Annotated in this window: 17 protein-coding genes and 1 pseudogene; 8 read left to right on the top strand and 10 right to left on the bottom strand. The window is 61.3% G+C overall.

From position 1 onward, the window contains the following. Positions 1–237 precede the first annotated feature (237 nt). Together FBX99_RS26725 and FBX99_RS26720 are read left to right on the top strand one after the other, a co-directional pair. On the top strand, positions 238–2,289 hold the full coding sequence (locus tag FBX99_RS26725) for a bifunctional diguanylate cyclase/phosphodiesterase (RefSeq protein WP_144931507.1): 2,052 nt from the start codon (positions 238–240) through the stop codon (positions 2,287–2,289). A gap of 207 nt (positions 2,290–2,496) precedes the next feature. Further along, complete coding sequence (locus FBX99_RS26720) at positions 2,497–3,840, top strand: imelysin family protein (protein ID WP_041023841.1); 1,344 nt, start codon at positions 2,497–2,499, stop codon at positions 3,838–3,840. A 255-nt stretch (positions 3,841–4,095) separates the two neighbouring features. On the opposite strand, the gene FBX99_RS26715 is transcribed toward FBX99_RS26720, so the two are convergent. The 4 genes and pseudogenes from FBX99_RS26715 to FBX99_RS26700 all read right to left on the bottom strand — a co-directional run bounded on the left by FBX99_RS26715 (position 4,096) and on the right by FBX99_RS26700 (position 6,405). Further along, positions 4,096–5,340, bottom strand: coding sequence for an RNA polymerase sigma factor (locus tag FBX99_RS26715; protein ID WP_145133502.1), 1,245 nt, complete (start codon positions 5,338–5,340; stop codon positions 4,096–4,098). Next, positions 5,340–5,459, bottom strand: a pseudogene (locus FBX99_RS26710) (polyketide cyclase); the annotation flags it as partial. The gene FBX99_RS26715 and the pseudogene FBX99_RS26710, both read right to left, overlap by 1 nt. 99 nt (positions 5,460–5,558) lie before the next feature. After that, positions 5,559–5,903 carry a YciI family protein gene (locus FBX99_RS26705; RefSeq protein ID WP_145133500.1) on the bottom strand — a complete coding sequence of 115 codons (345 nt, stop codon included), beginning with the start codon at positions 5,901–5,903 and terminating at the stop codon, positions 5,559–5,561. 67 nt (positions 5,904–5,970) lie between these two features. Then, positions 5,971–6,405 (bottom strand): SgcJ/EcaC family oxidoreductase, encoded by a 435-nt coding sequence (locus tag FBX99_RS26700; RefSeq protein ID WP_144931501.1) that lies wholly within the window; start codon positions 6,403–6,405, stop codon positions 5,971–5,973. 141 nt (positions 6,406–6,546) lie between these two features. Here FBX99_RS26700 and FBX99_RS26695 point away from each other — a divergent pair, with 141 nt between their 5' ends. Then, entirely contained in the window at positions 6,547–7,041 is a 495-nt protein-coding gene (locus FBX99_RS26695) for an N-acetyltransferase (protein WP_144931499.1), read from the top strand. Here the strand turns inward: FBX99_RS26695 and FBX99_RS26690 are convergent. Beyond that, positions 7,031–7,516 (bottom strand): GyrI-like domain-containing protein, encoded by a 486-nt coding sequence (locus FBX99_RS26690; RefSeq protein ID WP_144931496.1) that lies wholly within the window; start codon positions 7,514–7,516, stop codon positions 7,031–7,033. The two genes, FBX99_RS26695 and FBX99_RS26690, sit on opposite strands and share 11 nt — an antisense overlap. A 79-nt stretch (positions 7,517–7,595) precedes the next feature. After that, on the bottom strand, positions 7,596–8,258 hold the full coding sequence (locus FBX99_RS26685; RefSeq protein WP_145133497.1) for a LysE family translocator: 663 nt from the start codon (positions 8,256–8,258) through the stop codon (positions 7,596–7,598). Between the two features lie 196 nt (positions 8,259–8,454). Between FBX99_RS26685 and alaC the strand changes: the two genes are divergently transcribed. Beyond that, positions 8,455–9,672 (top strand): alanine transaminase, encoded by a 1,218-nt coding sequence (gene alaC / locus FBX99_RS26680; protein ID WP_144931523.1) that lies wholly within the window; start codon positions 8,455–8,457, stop codon positions 9,670–9,672. Positions 9,673–9,791: 119 nt separating this feature from the next. On the opposite strand, the gene FBX99_RS26675 is transcribed toward alaC, so the two are convergent. Continuing rightward, on the bottom strand, positions 9,792–11,144 hold the full coding sequence (locus tag FBX99_RS26675; RefSeq protein WP_144931493.1) for a GntP family permease: 1,353 nt from the start codon (positions 11,142–11,144) through the stop codon (positions 9,792–9,794). Positions 11,145–11,235: 91 nt separating this feature from the next. Then, on the bottom strand, positions 11,236–11,769 hold the full coding sequence (locus FBX99_RS26670) for a gluconokinase (protein WP_047701855.1): 534 nt from the start codon (positions 11,767–11,769) through the stop codon (positions 11,236–11,238). Positions 11,770–11,984: 215 nt separating this feature from the next. Between FBX99_RS26670 and FBX99_RS26665 the strand changes: the two genes are divergently transcribed. The 3 genes from FBX99_RS26665 to FBX99_RS26655 all read left to right on the top strand — a co-directional run bounded on the left by FBX99_RS26665 (position 11,985) and on the right by FBX99_RS26655 (position 14,330). After that, complete coding sequence (locus FBX99_RS26665; protein ID WP_144931491.1) at positions 11,985–13,016, top strand: LacI family DNA-binding transcriptional regulator; 1,032 nt, start codon at positions 11,985–11,987, stop codon at positions 13,014–13,016. Positions 13,017–13,181: 165 nt separating this feature from the next. Continuing rightward, entirely contained in the window at positions 13,182–13,733 is a 552-nt protein-coding gene (locus tag FBX99_RS26660; RefSeq protein ID WP_144931489.1) for a hypothetical protein, read from the top strand. 174 nt (positions 13,734–13,907) lie between these two features. Beyond that, the gene (locus FBX99_RS26655) at positions 13,908–14,330 is read left to right on the top strand and encodes a GNAT family N-acetyltransferase (protein WP_144931486.1); all 423 of its coding nucleotides are present in this window, start codon (positions 13,908–13,910) and stop codon (positions 14,328–14,330) included. A 124-nt stretch (positions 14,331–14,454) separates the two neighbouring features. Here FBX99_RS26655 and def read toward each other — a convergent pair whose 3' ends face one another. After that, on the bottom strand, positions 14,455–14,994 hold the full coding sequence (def, locus tag FBX99_RS26650) for a peptide deformylase (RefSeq protein ID WP_144931484.1): 540 nt from the start codon (positions 14,992–14,994) through the stop codon (positions 14,455–14,457). Next, complete coding sequence (locus tag FBX99_RS26645) at positions 14,991–15,950, bottom strand: YihY/virulence factor BrkB family protein (protein WP_144931482.1); 960 nt, start codon at positions 15,948–15,950, stop codon at positions 14,991–14,993. The genes def and FBX99_RS26645 overlap by 4 nt, the downstream gene beginning before the upstream one ends. Positions 15,951–16,186: 236 nt before the next feature. Between FBX99_RS26645 and FBX99_RS26640 the strand changes: the two genes are divergently transcribed. Next, positions 16,187–16,564, top strand: a complete 378-nt coding sequence (locus tag FBX99_RS26640) for a hypothetical protein (protein WP_041023856.1) — start codon at positions 16,187–16,189, stop codon at positions 16,562–16,564. Positions 16,565–16,724 lie beyond the last annotated feature (160 nt).

Below are 16,724 nucleotides of genomic sequence, written 5' to 3'. Positions count from 1 at the left end.
CCCGGTTTCGAGCGGATGACCTCAGGTCCGGATTCCAACAAAAATTCCTTCGAGGCCTCAAGTTGCGGGCCTTTGCAACCGACACAATGACCGTAGAGCAATCACTCTGGAAAAACCGTATATCGGCCATGTTCCAGGCAATATCCCTTGTGTTTGATTGTCCCTTTGACTGCCATCACAGGATTGCCAATACTCATGGCAACTTGACGCTACCCGCACGGTACAAGGAATCCCTCTTTGAAGCTGGAACTCAAGAACAGCTTGTCTGTGAAGTTGCTCCGGGTCGTGCTCCTTTCGGCATTGATCGTTGGCATGATTCTGAGCTGCGCTCAGATCGTGTTCGATGCCTATAAAACCAACCGGGCCGTCGCCAGCGATGCCCAGCGCATTCTCGATATGTTTCGCGACCCGTCTACCCAGGCCGTCTACAGCCTCGACCGGGAAATGGGCATGCAAGTGATCGAAGGGCTGTTCCAGGATGAAGCCGTGCGCATGGCCTCCATCGGTCACCCTCGTGAAACCATGCTCGCCGAAAAGACCCGCCCCCTGCAGCATTCTGAAAGTCGTTGGCTGACCGACCTGATCCTGGGCAAGGAGCGTACCTTCACCACGCAGTTGGTTGGCCGTGGCCCCTACAGCGAATACTACGGCGATCTGAGCATCACCCTGGACACCTCCACCTACGGCCAGAGTTTCATCATCAACTCCGTGATCATTTTCATCTCCGGCATGTTGCGGGCCCTGGCAATGGGCCTGGTGTTGTACCTGGTCTATCACTGGCTGCTGACCAAGCCGCTGTCGCGGATCATCGAGCACCTGACGGAAATCAATCCCGATCGCCCCAGCGCCCACAAGATCCCGCAGCTTCGCGGCCACGAGGACAACGAGCTGGGCCTGTGGATCAACACGGCCAACCAATTGCTCGCCTCCATCGAACGCAATACACACCTGCGCCATGAAGCGGAAAACAGCCTGCTGCGGATGGCTCAATACGATTTTCTTACCGGCCTGCCCAACCGCCAACAGCTTCAGCAGCAACTGGACAAGATCCTGGTGGACGCCGGCCGCCTGCAACGTCGCGTGGCGGTGCTGTGCGTGGGGCTGGACGACTTCAAGAGCATCAACGAACAGTTCAGCTACCAGACCGGTGACCAACTGCTGCTGGCCCTGGCCGATCGATTGCGGGCCCACAGCGGCCGCCTGGGCGCGCTGGCACGGCTGGGAGGCGACCAGTTCGCCCTGGTGCAGGCCGACATCGAGCAGCCTTACGAAGCCGCCGAGCTGTCGCAAAGCATCCTTGACGACCTGGAGGCGCCCTTCGCCCTCGACGACCAGGAAATCCGCCTGCGTGCCACCATCGGCATCACGCTGTTCCCCGAGGACGGCGACAGCACCGAAAAGTTGTTGCAGAAAGCCGAGCAGACCATGACCCTGGCCAAGACCCGCTCGCGCAACCGCTACCAGTTCTACATCGCCAGCGTCGACAGTGAAATGCGCCGCCGTCGCGAGTTGGAGAAAGATCTACGCGAGGCCCTGGTTCGCGAACAGTTCACCCTGGTCTACCAACCGCAGATCAGCTATCGCGACTTGCGCGTGGTGGGCACCGAAGCCCTGATTCGCTGGCACCATCCCGAACATGGCTTCGTACCGCCGGATCTGTTCATTCCACTGGCCGAGCAGAACGGCACCATCATTGCCATCGGCGAGTGGGTGCTGGACCAGGCCTGCAAGCAATTGCGCGAATGGCACGACCAGGGTTTCGTCGACATGCGCATGGCAGTCAACCTGTCCACGGTGCAACTGCACCATGCCGAACTGCCTCGGGTGGTGAACAACCTCCTGCAGATGTACCGGTTGCCGCCTCGCAGCCTGGAGCTCGAAGTCACCGAGACCGGCCTGATGGAAGACATCACCACCGCCGCCCAGCACTTGCTGAGCCTGCGCCGCTCTGGCGCATTGATCGCCATCGATGATTTCGGGACCGGCTATTCGTCCCTGAGTTACCTCAAGAGCCTGCCCCTGGACAAGATCAAGATCGACAAGAGCTTCGTCCAGGACCTGCTCGATGACGAAGATGACGCGACCATCGTCCGCGCCATCATCCAGCTGGGTAAGAGCCTCGGGATGCAGGTGATCGCCGAAGGTGTCGAGACGATCGAGCAGGAAGCCTACATCATCGCCGAAGGCTGCCATGAAGGTCAGGGTTACTACTACAGCAAACCCCTGCCGGCACGGGAGCTGGGTGCTTACCTGAAACAGGCGCAGCGCAGCAAGGCCTCCATCCTCTGACACCTCCAAAGATCGCAGGCCTGCCCGGCTCTTACAGAAAAATCGCATTTTTCTGTAAGAGCCGGCGAAGCCTGCAATCCGCATTCATTAAATAAGAAATATTTACAGACGCAGCTCTTTACACATAATGCAAATCTTTCGCATTATGTCGCAGCTTTTGCGCACCCTTGCGCCAGTCCCATCCATTTTCCAAGCAGGATGTTTGCCATGATTCGTATGCCCCTGGCTACCGCCAGTCTGCTGGCCATCGCTATTTCCCTCGCCGGCTGCGGCGAGGGCAAGGACAAGGCTGCCGCGCCGCAAGCGCCAACGCCTGCCGCCAGCACCGCGGCACCGGCCGCCCCTGCTGCCGCCGGCAAACTCGACGAAGCCGCCGCCAAGGCCGTCGTCGCGCACTACGCCGACATGGTCTATGCGGTCTACAGCGATGCCGAATCCACTGCAAAGACCCTGCAAACCGCCGTCGACGCGTTCCTGGCCAAGCCGAACGCCGACACCCTGAAAGCCGCCCGCGCTGCCTGGGTCGCCGCCCGCGTGCCTTACCTGCAGAGCGAAGTGTTCCGCTTCGGCAACACCATCATCGACGACTGGGAAGGCCAGGTGAACGCCTGGCCCCTGGACGAAGGCCTGATCGACTACGTCGACAAATCCTACGAGCACGCACTGGGTAACCCGGGCGCCACCGCCAACATCATCGCCAACACTGAAGTCCAGGTGGGCGAAGACAAGGTCGACGTGAAAGACATCACCCCGGAAAAGCTCGCCAGCCTGAATGAGCTGGGTGGTTCCGAGGCCAACGTCGCCACCGGCTACCACGCCATCGAATTCCTGCTGTGGGGCCAGGACCTCAACGGCACCGGTCCCGGTGCCGGCAACCGCCCGGCTTCCGACTACCTGGAAGGCGCCGGCGCCACTGGCGGCCACAACGACCGTCGTCGTGCCTACCTCAAGTCCGTGACCCAATTGCTGGTCAGCGACCTGGAAGAAATGGTCGGCAACTGGAAGCCAAACGTGGCCGACAACTACCGCGCCACCCTGGAAGCGGAACCGGCTGAAAGCGGCCTGCGCAAAATGCTGTTCGGCATGGGTAGCCTGTCCCTCGGTGAACTGGCGGGCGAGCGCATGAAGGTGTCCCTGGAAGCCAACTCGCCAGAAGACGAGCAGGACTGCTTCAGCGACAACACCCACAACTCGCACTTCTACGACGCCAAGGGCGTGCGCAACGTGTACCTGGGCGAATACACCCGCGTCGACGGTACCAAGATGACCGGCGCCAGCCTGTCTTCCCTGGTAGCCAAGGCCGACCCGGCCGCGGATACCGCGCTCAAGGCCGACCTGGCCGATACCGAGGCCAAGATCCAGGTCATGGTCGATCACGCCAACAAGGGTGAGCACTACGACCAATTGATCGCGGCCGGCAACACCGCCGGCAACCAGATCGTCCGCGACGCCATCGCAGCCCTGGTCAAGCAGACCGGTTCGATTGAACAGGCTGCCGGCAAACTGGGCATCAGTGACCTGAACCCGGACAACGCTGATCACGAGTTCTGATCAACGCTGGCGGAATGAAAAGGCGACCTTCGGGTCGCCTTTTCATTGGCAGAGGAAACCGCATTTCTGTGGGGCTTGCTCCGGGCTCGCGAGCAAGCCCGCTCCCACAATTACCCGATCAAGCTCAATAACAGCGCCCCCCCAATCCCCTGTGGGAGCGAGCCTGCTCGCGAAGGCGTCGGTACATTCAACATTGGCATCGACTGGCCCACCGCTTCGCGAGCAGGCTCGCACACAGACTTATCGCCGGGCCGGTTATGGTTGCTTGGCCAATTCCGCCAGCCGCCCCTCAAGAAACCGTCGCTCCGGCAGTTGCTGTGTCAATTCAAGCGCACGCCGATAAGCCACCCTCGCCTCTTCCACTCGCCCCAACTGCCGGCAGAATTCCGCCCGTGCCGAGTGGGCCAGGTGATAGTCGAGCAGATCGCCCCGCCCCAGGATCGCCTCGATCTGGCGCAACCCCGCCTCCGGCCCGTCGCGCTTGGCCAGGGCGACGGCGCGATTGAGTTCGATCACCGGCGACGGCATGACCCGCAGCAGCACGTCATACAGCCCGACGATCTGCGGCCAGTCGGTTTCCTGCGCGGTGGGCGCTTCGGCGTGGACGGCCGCAATCGCCGCTTGCAGGCAATAAGGCCCGAACCGACGGGTATTCAGCGCGGCCTCCACCAACCGGCAACCTTCGGCAATCAGTTGCGCATTCCACAAGGAACGGTCCTGCTCATCCAGCAATACCAGTTCACCGGTATCCGTCGTGCGTGCCGTCCGCCGGGATTCGTGCAGCAGCATCAGCGCCAACAACCCCATGACCTCGGCCTCAGGCAACAACTCCATCAACAGCCGTGCAAGGCGGATGGCTTCGCGGGTCAGGTCTTCTCGGGTCAACTCGGCGCCCATCGAAGCCGAGTAACCTTCATTGAACACCAGGTAGATCACCCGCAGCACACTGTCCAAGCGTTCGGGCAGTTCCGCACGGGACGGGACCTGGTAGGGGATTTTCGCGTCGCGAATCTTCGCCTTGGCCCGCACGATGCGTTGGGCGATGGCCGCGGGTGCAGCCAGGAAGGCCCGGGCGATTTCCTCGGTGGTCAGGTCGCAGACTTCCCGCAGCGTCAACGGCACCTGGGCATCCGCCGCCAGGGCCGGGTGGCAACAGGTGAAAATCAGCCGCAGACGATCGTCTTCCACGTCTTCGTCGCTCCAGTCAGACTGCTCAAGGGCCTCGAGCTGGGCGATCAGCATCGGCTGGGACGCCGCGAAGCGCGCTCGCCTGCGCAGGCTGTCGATGGCCTTGAAGCGCCCGGCGGACACCAGCCAGGCCCTCGGGTTATCCGGCACGCCGTCACGCTGCCAACGCTCGACCGCAATGAAGAAGGCTTCGTGCAGGGCTTCTTCCGCCAGGTCGAAATCCCCCAGCAAGCGAATCAGCGTCGCCAGGATCCGCCGCGAGTCTTGCCGATAGACCTGTTCGACCCGCGCCTTGACCACATCGGCCGACATCAGTCGGGCATGCCTTGGGTGACCAACGCATCGAGCCGGCCCAGACTCTGCCCCCAGCCGTCATGGAAGCCCATGGCTTCGTGGGCCTGCCGTTCCTCTTCGCTCCAGTGAAAGGCACGGAAGCGCTGCTGGCGCCGGGCATCGATCAGCCGGCTGATGGACAACTCGAAAGCAGCAGGTGTGAGGTTCATGAATCGGATCCTGTTTGTGATTGTTGTTCAGGGGTTCAATTGGCGTACCGGTCGGACTTCGACGCAACCGACCCGGGCCGCCGGGATGTTACCGGCGACCTGGATGGCCTCGTTCAAATCCTTGGCATCGATCAGGTAGAAACCCGCCAGTTGCTCCTTGGTTTCGGCGAACGGTCCGTCGGTGATCGCCAGCTTGCCGCCGCGCATGCGCACGGTGGTCGCGGTCTGCACCGACTCCAGAGCCTCGGCGGCGATCATCCGCCCGCTGCTCTGGATCGACTCGGCGTAGGCCATGCACTCGGCGTCCTCCGGGCTGTCGGGCGAGCTGTGCAGCGTTTGTTCGTTGCTATACACCAGGCATAAATACTTCATGAAAAACTCCGGGACCGAACGGGTCAACTATGACGGTAGAAGGACGCGGTGGCGAAAAAACCGACGATCAGGGCTGGAGGTCGAATATCGCCGTGCCCGCCATCGGATCGAACGGCGCCGACCAATGTTCATGGACGATCTTCCATTGTCCCGCCATCCGTTGATAGCAGGCCGTCACGCGCATCCAACAGGCCTGTTCTTCGCCCTTGTCGTTGGTGCCGCCGCAATAGGCCAGCCAATGGGCGAAAGCGATGTTGTCCGCCGCATTGATCCTGACCTGATGGAAGTCGAACTTGTGCGGGCCAGGGCACATTTCCATGCAGGCCTGCCAATGGGCGCGATAGGCGACCTTGCCCTTGAATTGCAGGGCCTGGATAGCGTCGAACGAGACGATGTCATCGGCATAGAGCGCCATGACCTTCTCGACGTCCTTGGCCATGACGGCCTGCCGATAGGTGTCGATCAGGGCCTGGATTTCGGTTTCGGCGGCTTGGGTATTCATGGTGATTCTCCACAGGTTTTTGTTGAAGACACCCTTTGTCGTCTGGGGAAACGGCGAATCGACATGCCGGATAAAAATAATTCAAGAAAGAAAAGTCGCTAGAATCCAGCCTCATCCTGCCAGCGGCCAACGGACGTTACTGTGACTGCTCAACTCGTCGCCTACGAACATCTGAACGCTGTCCAGCGCCAACAGGTGCAAGCCATAGAGCTCCTGCCTGAACAGGTCCGGTTCGCCGGCGACATCCACGGCGCACTGCACATGCTGCTGTCCCGGCCCTGCCCGGGGATCAAGGGTTTCGCGTTGCTGGTCGACGGCGCGCCGATGGCGTTCCTGGTGCTCAAGCGGCCGCCTGTGCTGCCCGCCTGGGCCGATGAGCACAGCGCGACCCTGCACGCCCTGCAGGTCGATCACCGGGCCCAGGGCCAGGGCCACGGCAGGGCCTGCCTGCAGGCACTGCCCGCCGTGGCGCGTGCGGCCTGGCCGGAAATCAGGGGGTTGGAACTCTCGGTGGATGCCGCTAACGAACCGGCCATCGGCCTGTACACCCGAATGGGCTGGGTCGACTGTGGCGAGGCCTACAAGGGCCGCGTCGGTTATGAGCGGCGGATGAGCCTGATGCTCTCTAGCTCTTGAGCGGTATCCAGATCTCCAGCGTGCCTTCGCCGGTCCTGGGGTTGAAGTCTTCGCTGTAGCGTTCGAACTCCGGCGCCTCCGCGGCTTCGTGACCGGATTGGGGCAACCAGACATTCCAGATGTAGTGAAAGGTGTCCGGCAGGTTTTTCAAGGGTCCACGGTGTTCGAACACCGCATAGTGAGCGGGCTGGATTTCGATCCAGCGGTACTGTTCCGGCAGATCGTCGAGTCGGCTGATCTCCACGCCGGCGATGTATTCGAACCCGCCCTTCCCGTCCGGGTTGCAACACACACCGTAAGTGACTTCGCTTTTCTGCCCTGGCACGTTACCGAGCCAGGGCAAAAACTTTTCCCAGAGCAGGGGGATACCTTGGGCGGTCTCCTGGGTGAAACGACCGCCAAATCCGGCGATAAGATGAAAGTTTCCGTGTTCGAAGCGTGGTTCGGCTGTGTAATCGCGTTGGGGCTTTTCCATGCGTCAACACTCCGCAAAACATGAGGTCGGGCTTGGCAGTATAGAAGCCAAACCATGATTGCCAGGGCCGTTTCGCTTGTCAGGACGCCGGAATGGCCGTCGCTACAGAAGCCCCTACAAACTCGTTGTAACCAGAAACGATCACGTAAACAGCGAAATAACAGAAGATCGCAGCGGATGCCCAATAGGAATAACGCAGCAGTTTATCCCCCAATAATTTTCCGCCCTGGGTCGCCGCCAGGCACAGGCTGGCGCTCCACAGCAACCCGGCGCAGAGGAAGCCACCGAGAAACAGGACCGAGCTGAGCACGGAGCCACCCCCTGAACGGGCGATGAGCGTACCACCCACGGCCGCGAACCAGAGTATCGCGCTGGGGGATGACATGGCCAGGAAAATCCCCCGCAGGAATTCCTGGCCAGAGGAGTTGCCCTGCACCTCCCCCGCCTGCTCCAGCACTGCACCGTGATAAATCGCTGAGTGGACCATTTTTGCCGCGAAGTACAGCAACAGCACCGAACCGCCGATCCACAGCACCCAGCGCACCGCTTCGTATTGCAGCAACACGGTCATGCCGGCCAGGGCCAGTACCGCGTAGACCAGATCACCCACGCAGGTCCCCAGGCCGAGGGCGAAGCCTTGGAAATAGCCACGCTGCATGGCGAGGGTGATCATCGCGATATTGGCGATACCGATGTCCAGGCATAGGGAGAGACTCAGCAAAAAGCCGCTGGAAAATTCCATCATCATTCCGTTCGAGTGGGGTATGGCAATTGAACAGTCCGCACGCATCCCACGAGCGGGTCGACAGTGTCGTCGAAAATAGTTGTGGGCCGCCACTGGACAAGCGGCCATGGCGGCCATTATCTTGCGCCGCAGGCCACCGCAGTGGCCAACGTCGCTCGGACGGTTCCGGGCGCTCACGTATTTCGAGGCAACAATGGCCGAACAAGGTTCGCCGCGCCGCTTTGCGCGCATCGATCGACTCCCCCCTTACGTATTCAATATCACTGCCGAGCTGAAGATGGCTGCGCGTCGGCGCGGCGAAGACATCATCGACTTGAGCATGGGTAACCCCGACGGCGCCACGCCTCCACACATCGTGGAAAAACTGGTCACCGTCGCCCAGCGTGAAGACACCCACGGCTACTCCACCTCCAAAGGCATCCCGCGCCTGCGCCGCGCCATTTCGCGCTGGTACAAGGACCGCTACGAGGTGGACATCGACCCTGAAAGCGAAGCCATCGTCACCATCGGCTCCAAGGAAGGCCTGGCCCACCTGATGCTGGCAACCCTGGACCAGGGCGACACGGTACTGGTGCCCAACCCCAGCTACCCGATCCACATCTACGGCGCAGTGATCGCCGGCGCCCAGGTGCGCTCGGTACCACTGGTGCCAGGGGTGGATTTCTTCGATGAACTGGAGCGGGCCATTCGCGGTTCGATTCCCAAGCCGAAGATGATGATCCTGGGCTTCCCGTCCAACCCCACCGCCCAGTGCGTGGAGCTGGATTTCTTCGAGCGGGTCATAGCCCTGGCCAAGCAGTACGATGTCTTGGTGATCCACGACCTGGCCTACGCCGACATCGTTTACGACGGCTGGAAAGCACCATCGATCATGCAAGTGCCTGGCGCGAAGGACATTGCGGTGGAGTTCTTCACCCTGTCCAAGAGCTACAACATGGCTGGCTGGCGCATCGGCTTCATGGTCGGCAACCCGGAACTGGTCAGTGCCCTGGCGCGGATCAAGAGCTACCACGACTACGGGACCTTCACCCCGTTGCAGGTGGCCGCCATCGCCGCGTTGGAAGGCGATCAGCAGTGCGTGCGCGACATCGCCGAGCAGTACCGCCAGCGCCGCAATGTGCTGGTCAAGGGCCTGCATGAACTGGGTTGGATGGTGGAGAATCCCAAGGCGTCGATGTACGTCTGGGCCAAGATTCCCGAGGCCTATGCGCACCTGGGCTCACTGGAGTTTGCCAAGAAGATGCTGGCCGAAGCCAAGGTCTGCGTTTCGCCGGGGGTGGGCTTCGGCGAGTATGGGGATGATCATGTGCGCTTTGCGCTGATCGAGAATCAGGACCGGATCCGCCAGGCGGTGCGTGGGATTCGGGCGATGTTCCGGGCCGATGGGTTGGTCAGCAAGACCAACGCCTGATACAAAAACACTGTGGGAGCGGGCTTGCTCGCGATGGCGATATAACATTCAACATCTGATTGACTGTCAGTCCACCTTCGCGAGCAAGCCCGCTCCCACATTGGGTTTTGCGTTATTGCTCAGACCACCAGCGACAGCAACAGGATAAAGCCCAACCCCACCACCGACAGGATGGTTTCCATCGCCGTCCAGGTCTTGAAGGTTTCGGCCACGGTCATGTTGAAGTACTGCTTGACCAGCCAGAAGCCTGCATCGTTGACGTGAGACAGAATCAACGAACCGGCACCGGTCGCCAATACCAACAGTTCACGGTTTACCCCTGGGATCATCCCCACCACGGGTACGACGATGCCCGCGCCGGTGATGGTTGCAACGGTGGCCGAGCCAGTGGCGATACGAATCACCGCGGCCACCAGCCAGGCCAGCAGGATCGGCGAAATCTGCGCACTTACGGCCATGTGGCCGATTACATCACCCACGCCGCTGGTCACCAGCATCTGCTTGAAACCACCGCCGGCACCGATGATCAGGATGATCGCGGCGGTCGGTGCGAGGCTGGCGTCCAGCCATTTGAGCATCTGGCTGGAACCGATGCCCTGCTTGTAGCCGAAGGTGTACAACGACAGCAGTAAGGCCAGCAGCAAGGCCGAGATCGGGTGGCCGATCATGTCCATCCAGGCGCGGAAGAGGTTGCCGTCCGGCAGCGCCACGTCAGCGAAAGTCTTGAGCAGCATCAGGAACACCGGGGACAACACGGTGATCAGGGTGATGCCGAAGCTTGGCAGTTCGGCGGCGTTTGTCTCGCGGGCCAGTTGGTCCACCAGTTCCTGGTTCGGATGGCCGGGGATGCGCTTGGCAATGAACGTACCGAAGATCGGGCCGGCAATGATGGCGGTCGGCAGCGCGACGATCAGGCCGTAAAGAATGGTCTTGCCGATGTCGGCACCGAACACGCCAATCGCCAGCAGCGGCCCCGGATGCGGCGGCACCAGGCCGTGAACGGCGGAAAGGCCTGCCAACAGCGGGATACCGATCTTGATGATCGACACGCCGGTGCGGCGCGCCACGATGAACACCAGTGGAATCAGCAGCACGAAACCGATTTCGAAGAACAACGGGATACCCACCAGAAATGCGGCGAACATCATCGCCCACTGCACCTTGTCCTTGCCGAAGGCTCGGATCAGGGTCTGGGCGATCTGATCGGCCCCGCCCGACTCGGCCATCATCTTGCCCAGCATCGTGCCCAGCGCCAGGATGATGCCGACGAAGCCCAGTACGCCACCGAAGCCGTCCTGGAACGCCTTGATGATGGTGCCGGTCGGCATGCCCGACGTCAGGCCGAGGAACGCGGCGGCGATGGTCAGTGCTATGAACGGGTGGAACTTGAACTGGGTGATGAGGAGGATGAGTCCGATCACCGTGACCACCGCATCAAGCAGTAGGAACGTCTCGTGGGACATGCCGAACATGGGAGGTGTCTCCTGATTTGTTGTTGTTATTGAAGCAGTTATTTATGAGTCGTCGGGACAGCGCTATCTTTCTGACGCAAAATTTTGAAACTCAGCTGGCAAGCTTCAAACCATGGGCCAACCACCAGACGTAAGCCTGATGGGCCAGCTCGTCAACGCTGTGGCTGGACGCGTCCAGAGCCAGGGTCAGGGGCTCGCCAACAGGGGATTCAAGGGTGGCGAACTGGCTGTCGATCAGGGTCGACGGCATGAAATGGCCGGGCCGGTGGGAAACGCGGTCGGCGGCCACTTCGGGCGTCAGCTCAAGGAATACGAACCCCAGGCCTGGCAAGGCACTGCGCAGACGCTCGCGATAACTGTGCTTGAGGGCCGAGCAGGTCAGCACCGGGCGCTCGCCCGTGGCGTCGACACGGCGCAACTCGTCGCACAGGCTGTCGAGCCAGCCGGCACGGTCGTCGTCGTTCAGGGGAATACCGGCGCTCATCTTCTGGATGTTGGCCGCGGGGTGGAAGGTGTCGCCTTCGATGGCAGTGGCGCCGCTCAATTGGCACAGGGCCTGGCTGACGCATGTCTTGCCGCAACCGGCAACGCCCATGATGACCAGGGCGGTGATGGGATTGTTCATGTAACACCTCAGCGCGCAGACAGCGCTACCTTTGCCAGTTATGACACCGCAGCAAAAGCAGAAGTTGCCGACGCCTTCTTGTCATTTTTGTGGTTGCAGCATTTTTCGTCCACGACACCAACGGATGGGATTCAGGCAAACCCCACTCGCGCATTTGCAGCCGCGTCGAGACAGCGCTACCTTAGTGCCTTGATTTTTGTTTGGCAAGCCACCTGATGACCGTCTCCAAGAACGATAAGAATACCCGCACCACCGGTCGCCCTACGCTCAACGAAGTCGCACGCCTGGCCGGTGTCAGCCCCATCACCGCTTCCCGTGCCCTGCGCGGCGTCAGCACCGTGGCCACTGATCTGGTGGAAAAAGTCCGACAGGCGGCACGAGAACTCAACTATGTCGTCAACCCCGCCGCGCGCGCCCTGGCTTCGGCCCAGAGCCACTCGGTGGTGGTGTTGGTACCGTCGCTGTCCAACCTGCTGTTCATCGACACCCTGGAAGCCATTCATCGTGTCTTGAGGCCCAAGGGCTTCGAGGTAGTGATCGGCAACTACCACTACTCCCGGGACGAAGAAGAAGACCTGCTGCGCAACTACATGGCCTATCAGCCTCGTGGTCTGCTGCTGACCGGCTTCGACCGCACCGAGAGCGCCCGCCGCATGATCGAGGCCAGCAACATTCCCTGTGTCTACATGATGGAGCTGGACCCTGGGGCGGGCCTCAACTGCGTCGGCTTTTCCCAGCTCAAGGCCGGCGAGACGGCGGCCGGGCACCTGATTTCCCGCGGCCGTAAACGCCTGGCTTATATCGGCGCACAACTGGACCAACGCACCTTGTTGCGGGGCGAAGGTTTCCGCCGGGCCCTGCAGCAGGCCGGGCTGTACGACCCGGACCTGGAATTGCTGACGCCGCGCCCGTCATCGGTGGGCCTGGGCGGCGAGTTGTTCCTGCAACTGCTGGCCAGCCATCCGGATGTCGACGCGATCTTCTTCGGCAATGACGACCTCGCCCATGGCGCCCTGTTCGAAGCCTTGCGCTGTGGCATCAGGATTCCCGAGCAGATCTCGGTCCTTGGCTTCAACGACCTGCCCGCCTCGGCCCACATGGTGCCGCGCCTGAGCAGCATCAGCACGCCACGGGAGGCTATCGGCCGCCGTGCCGCCGAACAGATGCTGACGCTGATGGCCGGCAACCGCATTGCCCAACCCGTGGAGGACATGGGCTTCGAGCTCAAGATTCGCGAAAGTACCTGACCCCATCTCGTGACGCAGAGGCGGTCGATCCCTGCCGGTCAACGGCAAGGGCTGGCCGCTTCGCCTCGCCTGGTCCCCCTACAGCCCTTGGAACCCGAGGCTCCGGGCTGTCGGCATGGGAATTGCTCCTGCCCATCGCTCAGCCATTACCTACAGGTGCCTATCATGTTGGTCAGTGCCAAACAGCAAGCAATGATTCTGCCGCTCAAGCGCCCGGGCGAAGACCCGACCGCCGACGCCGCCAGCGGTCTGCAAAGCGCCGCGCTACAGGCGTTGCGCGATAACGTCCAGGCCCAGGCCAGCCAGGGCAATGCCCAGGTCCAGGAGTCCATCACCCAACAGGCCACACAGCAGGTCAATGCCGCCACCGCCATCAGCGACAAGGTCGATGAGGCATTCGCCAAGACCCGCGTGCAGTTGCAGACCGTCGCCTCCCAGGATGCCCCGGCGCGCCAGACCGAGAGCTCGGCACTGAAGGATTTCAAGGACTACATGAGCAAGACGCCCGAAGAACGCCTGCGTGATGCCATTCTCGCGGAGATGGGCATCAGCGAAGAAGAATACGAGGCGATGCCGCCCGAGAAGCAACTGGCGGTCGGCCAGGAAATTGCCCAGCGCATGCAGGACAAGTCCGCCATGGCGCAGGTGGAAAAGGCTCAGGAACACCGCAATACCAGCGACAAGGATCCGGCTGCGGCATTCCTCGCGTCGCTCTGAGCCTGCCGGCGGCCAGCAGATAAGGCGCCGGGGGTGAAAAACCTGTGGAAGCAAAGCTTGCCCCCACAGGTCTGGCTCAACTGATTGGCATTAGGGTCAGCCCCGGTTCATCGTGCAGCCAGTCGAAACCTATTCCCTTATAATCACCCTCCTCACTGTCCCCACGACGTCGTCATGTCCGAAATCCGCTATACCCTGCTCGATGAACCGCTGTGGCCACTGATGAACAAGTTCTACCGCGCCCATCAATCCTCGATGAAAGCCGTGCGTGACGCGCAGCTGTGGGTGGCGAGACAGGATGACATCGTTGCCGCCCTGTGCCTGCGACCGGTGTCGGGCGGGCACTGGTTGACGGGGTTGTTTGTCGACCCGGCACACCGCGGGCAAGGTGTCGCGGCACGGTTGATCAGCGAAGCGGTGAAGGCCGTGGAGGCACCGGTGTGGCTGTTCTGCCACCCGGAACTGCGCGGGTTCTACGAGCGGCACGGCTTCACCTTCGAGCCCGTCCTGCCCTATGCGATGGCCGAGCGCCTGAGCCGGTATGCCCGCAGCAAGCCGATGATTGCGATGGGATTGGAGCCAGGCACGCGGTCCTGATGCCTATCACCGCCCCTGTGGGAGCGAGCCTGCTCGCGAAGGCGGCAGAACATTCAACAACGATGCAAGGTGACCCACCGCTATCGCGAGCAGGCTCGCTCCTACAGAGGATTGATGTGAATGTTCAGTCGTCGGCCGTGGGATCCAGATCCGGGAACATCACCTCGGTAAACCCGAACTTGCTGAAGTCGGTGATGCGCGACGGGTACAGCCGCCCGATCAAGTGGTCGCATTCATGCTGCACCACCCGTGCGTGGAAGCCCGAGGCTGTCCGCACGATCGGCTCGCCCTTGGGATCGAAGCCTTCATAGCGGATGTGCTGATAACGATCGACCGCCCCGCGCAGGCCAGGCACCGACAGGCAACCTTCGAAACCCTCTTCCATCAGCGGGCTCAGCGGCGTGATCAGCGGGTTGATCAGGATGGTCTGGGGCACGGCTTCCGCATCGGGATAACGCTCGCTGTGTTCGAAGCCGAAAATCACCAGTTGCAGGTCCACGCCGATCTGCGGCGCCGCCAGACCGACGCCACCGACGCTTTCCATGGTCTGGAACATGTCGTCGATCAATTGCCACAGCTCCGGGCTGTCGAACATCTGCGGCGGAACCGGCGCAGCGATGCGCAGCAGGCGCGCATCGCCCATCTTGAGGATTTCTCGAATCATGGTCGGGCTTCGCCTGCGTTCGGATCGGTGTCCGGTTTGATGGAGTGGTCGCGCGCCAGCCCCGAGACGTGCTGTTTCCAGTGCTCGTCCGGCACCTTCTCACCACGGTCCTTGCCTTCGGCGGACATGTGCTCGATCACCGCATTCATCTCCGCCCCCAGCAGCAACACCGCCGCCGAGATATAGAAGTACAGCAACAACACGATGATCGCGCCGATACTGCCATACATGGCGTTGTAATTGGCAAAGGTCTTGACGTAAAAAGCGAAGCCCAGGGAGGCGATGATCCAGACCACCACCGCCAGCACCGAGCCCGGGGTGATGAAGCGAAACTCCTGCTTCACGTCGGGCATCACGTAGTAGATCAGCGCCACCGCCACCATCAACAGGATCACGATCACCGGCCAGCGCACGATCGTCCAGAGCGTGACGATGAATTCCTCCAACCCGACCTGGGCCGCAATCCATTCCATCACCTGCGGCCCGAGGACCATCAGCGCCGCCGCGATGAGCAGCATGCCGGCGATGCCAACCGTGTAGAAAATCGACAGTGGAAAGCGCTTCCAGGCCGGGCGCCCCTCGACCACATCGTAGGCGGCGTTCATGGCGCTCATCATCAGCCGCACCCCCGCCGAGGCCGTCCACAACGCAACCACGATACCCACCGAGAGCAACCCGCCCTTGGATTGCTGGAGCTGGTCGATCACCGGGTTGACCTGCTCCAGCGCCTGGGGCGGCAACACCAGCTCGGACTGCAGGCGCAGCCACGAGAAGAAATCCGGCAAATGCAGGAAGCCGATCAGCGCGATCAGGAAGAGGATGAAGGGAAACAGGGAAAACAGCATCTGGTAGGCCAGTGCCGAGGCGTAGGTGGACATCTCGTCGTCGAGAAATTCGGTCACCGTACGCACCATCACGCGATGCAGAGGCAAGCCTTTCATGTCCGGAAATATCATGAGCGTCTCCTTTCGCCGCAAAAAAGGGGTCGCGTGGCGACTCAAGGGGCGTTTTTTACCTCAAAGTAGCCTGTTTGGCGACTTTGGAACAATCTCATCCCGACGCAGAATTGACCCATGCGCCACAGCGCAAGTTTCATTCTTCGCACCGGCAGGGCTTTATGTTTGCCCGGCAACCGTCGAGAATGCCCCACGTATTCAGGCTCGGCCCGAAGCTTTAATCCCGTAGGAACGTTATGAAACTCGATAAGAAGCAGGCCATCGCCCGCAGAAACCAGGAACTGGGCGGCGCCGTCCTGGGCGTCAACAACTGCCATTTCAGCGAATTGAACCGCAACCGCAACATCTTCTGGTTCAACATCCCGGTGACCCGCCTGGCTGTCGGCCAGTACGAATGGATTCATCTGCTGCTGCACACCCCGGCCACCGACGAGTTGCTGCACCTGAAGGTGCCGACCGTATTCCTGCGAGAAAAACTGGAAGGCCTGGAAGTGCGCAACCAGGGCAAGCGCAAGGCCGCCTTGAGCCTGGAACTGAGCGCCGACAAGGATTCGTACCTGCAGGACATGCGACCGGGAGGCACCAACCTGGATTTTGCGCAGTTCAGGTTGTGACCCTGCTCACAACCGCCACAACAGCGACTGCTTGAGTAATCGTGTAAACAAAAAGCCCGCCGTCGTCGCGTAATGCTGTTCACTTAAGCGGAGCGGCCTTACGATCTACCGGATACCGAGTTTTGGAAATCTTCACTGTCCTCGGCCGCCCTGGCCTTGG

The sequence above is a fragment of the Pseudomonas sp. SJZ074 genome (genome assembly GCF_007828215.1).
Taxonomy (GTDB): Bacteria; Pseudomonadota; Gammaproteobacteria; order Pseudomonadales; family Pseudomonadaceae; genus Aquipseudomonas.
This window is presented reverse-complemented; position numbering and strand designations above follow the sequence as displayed.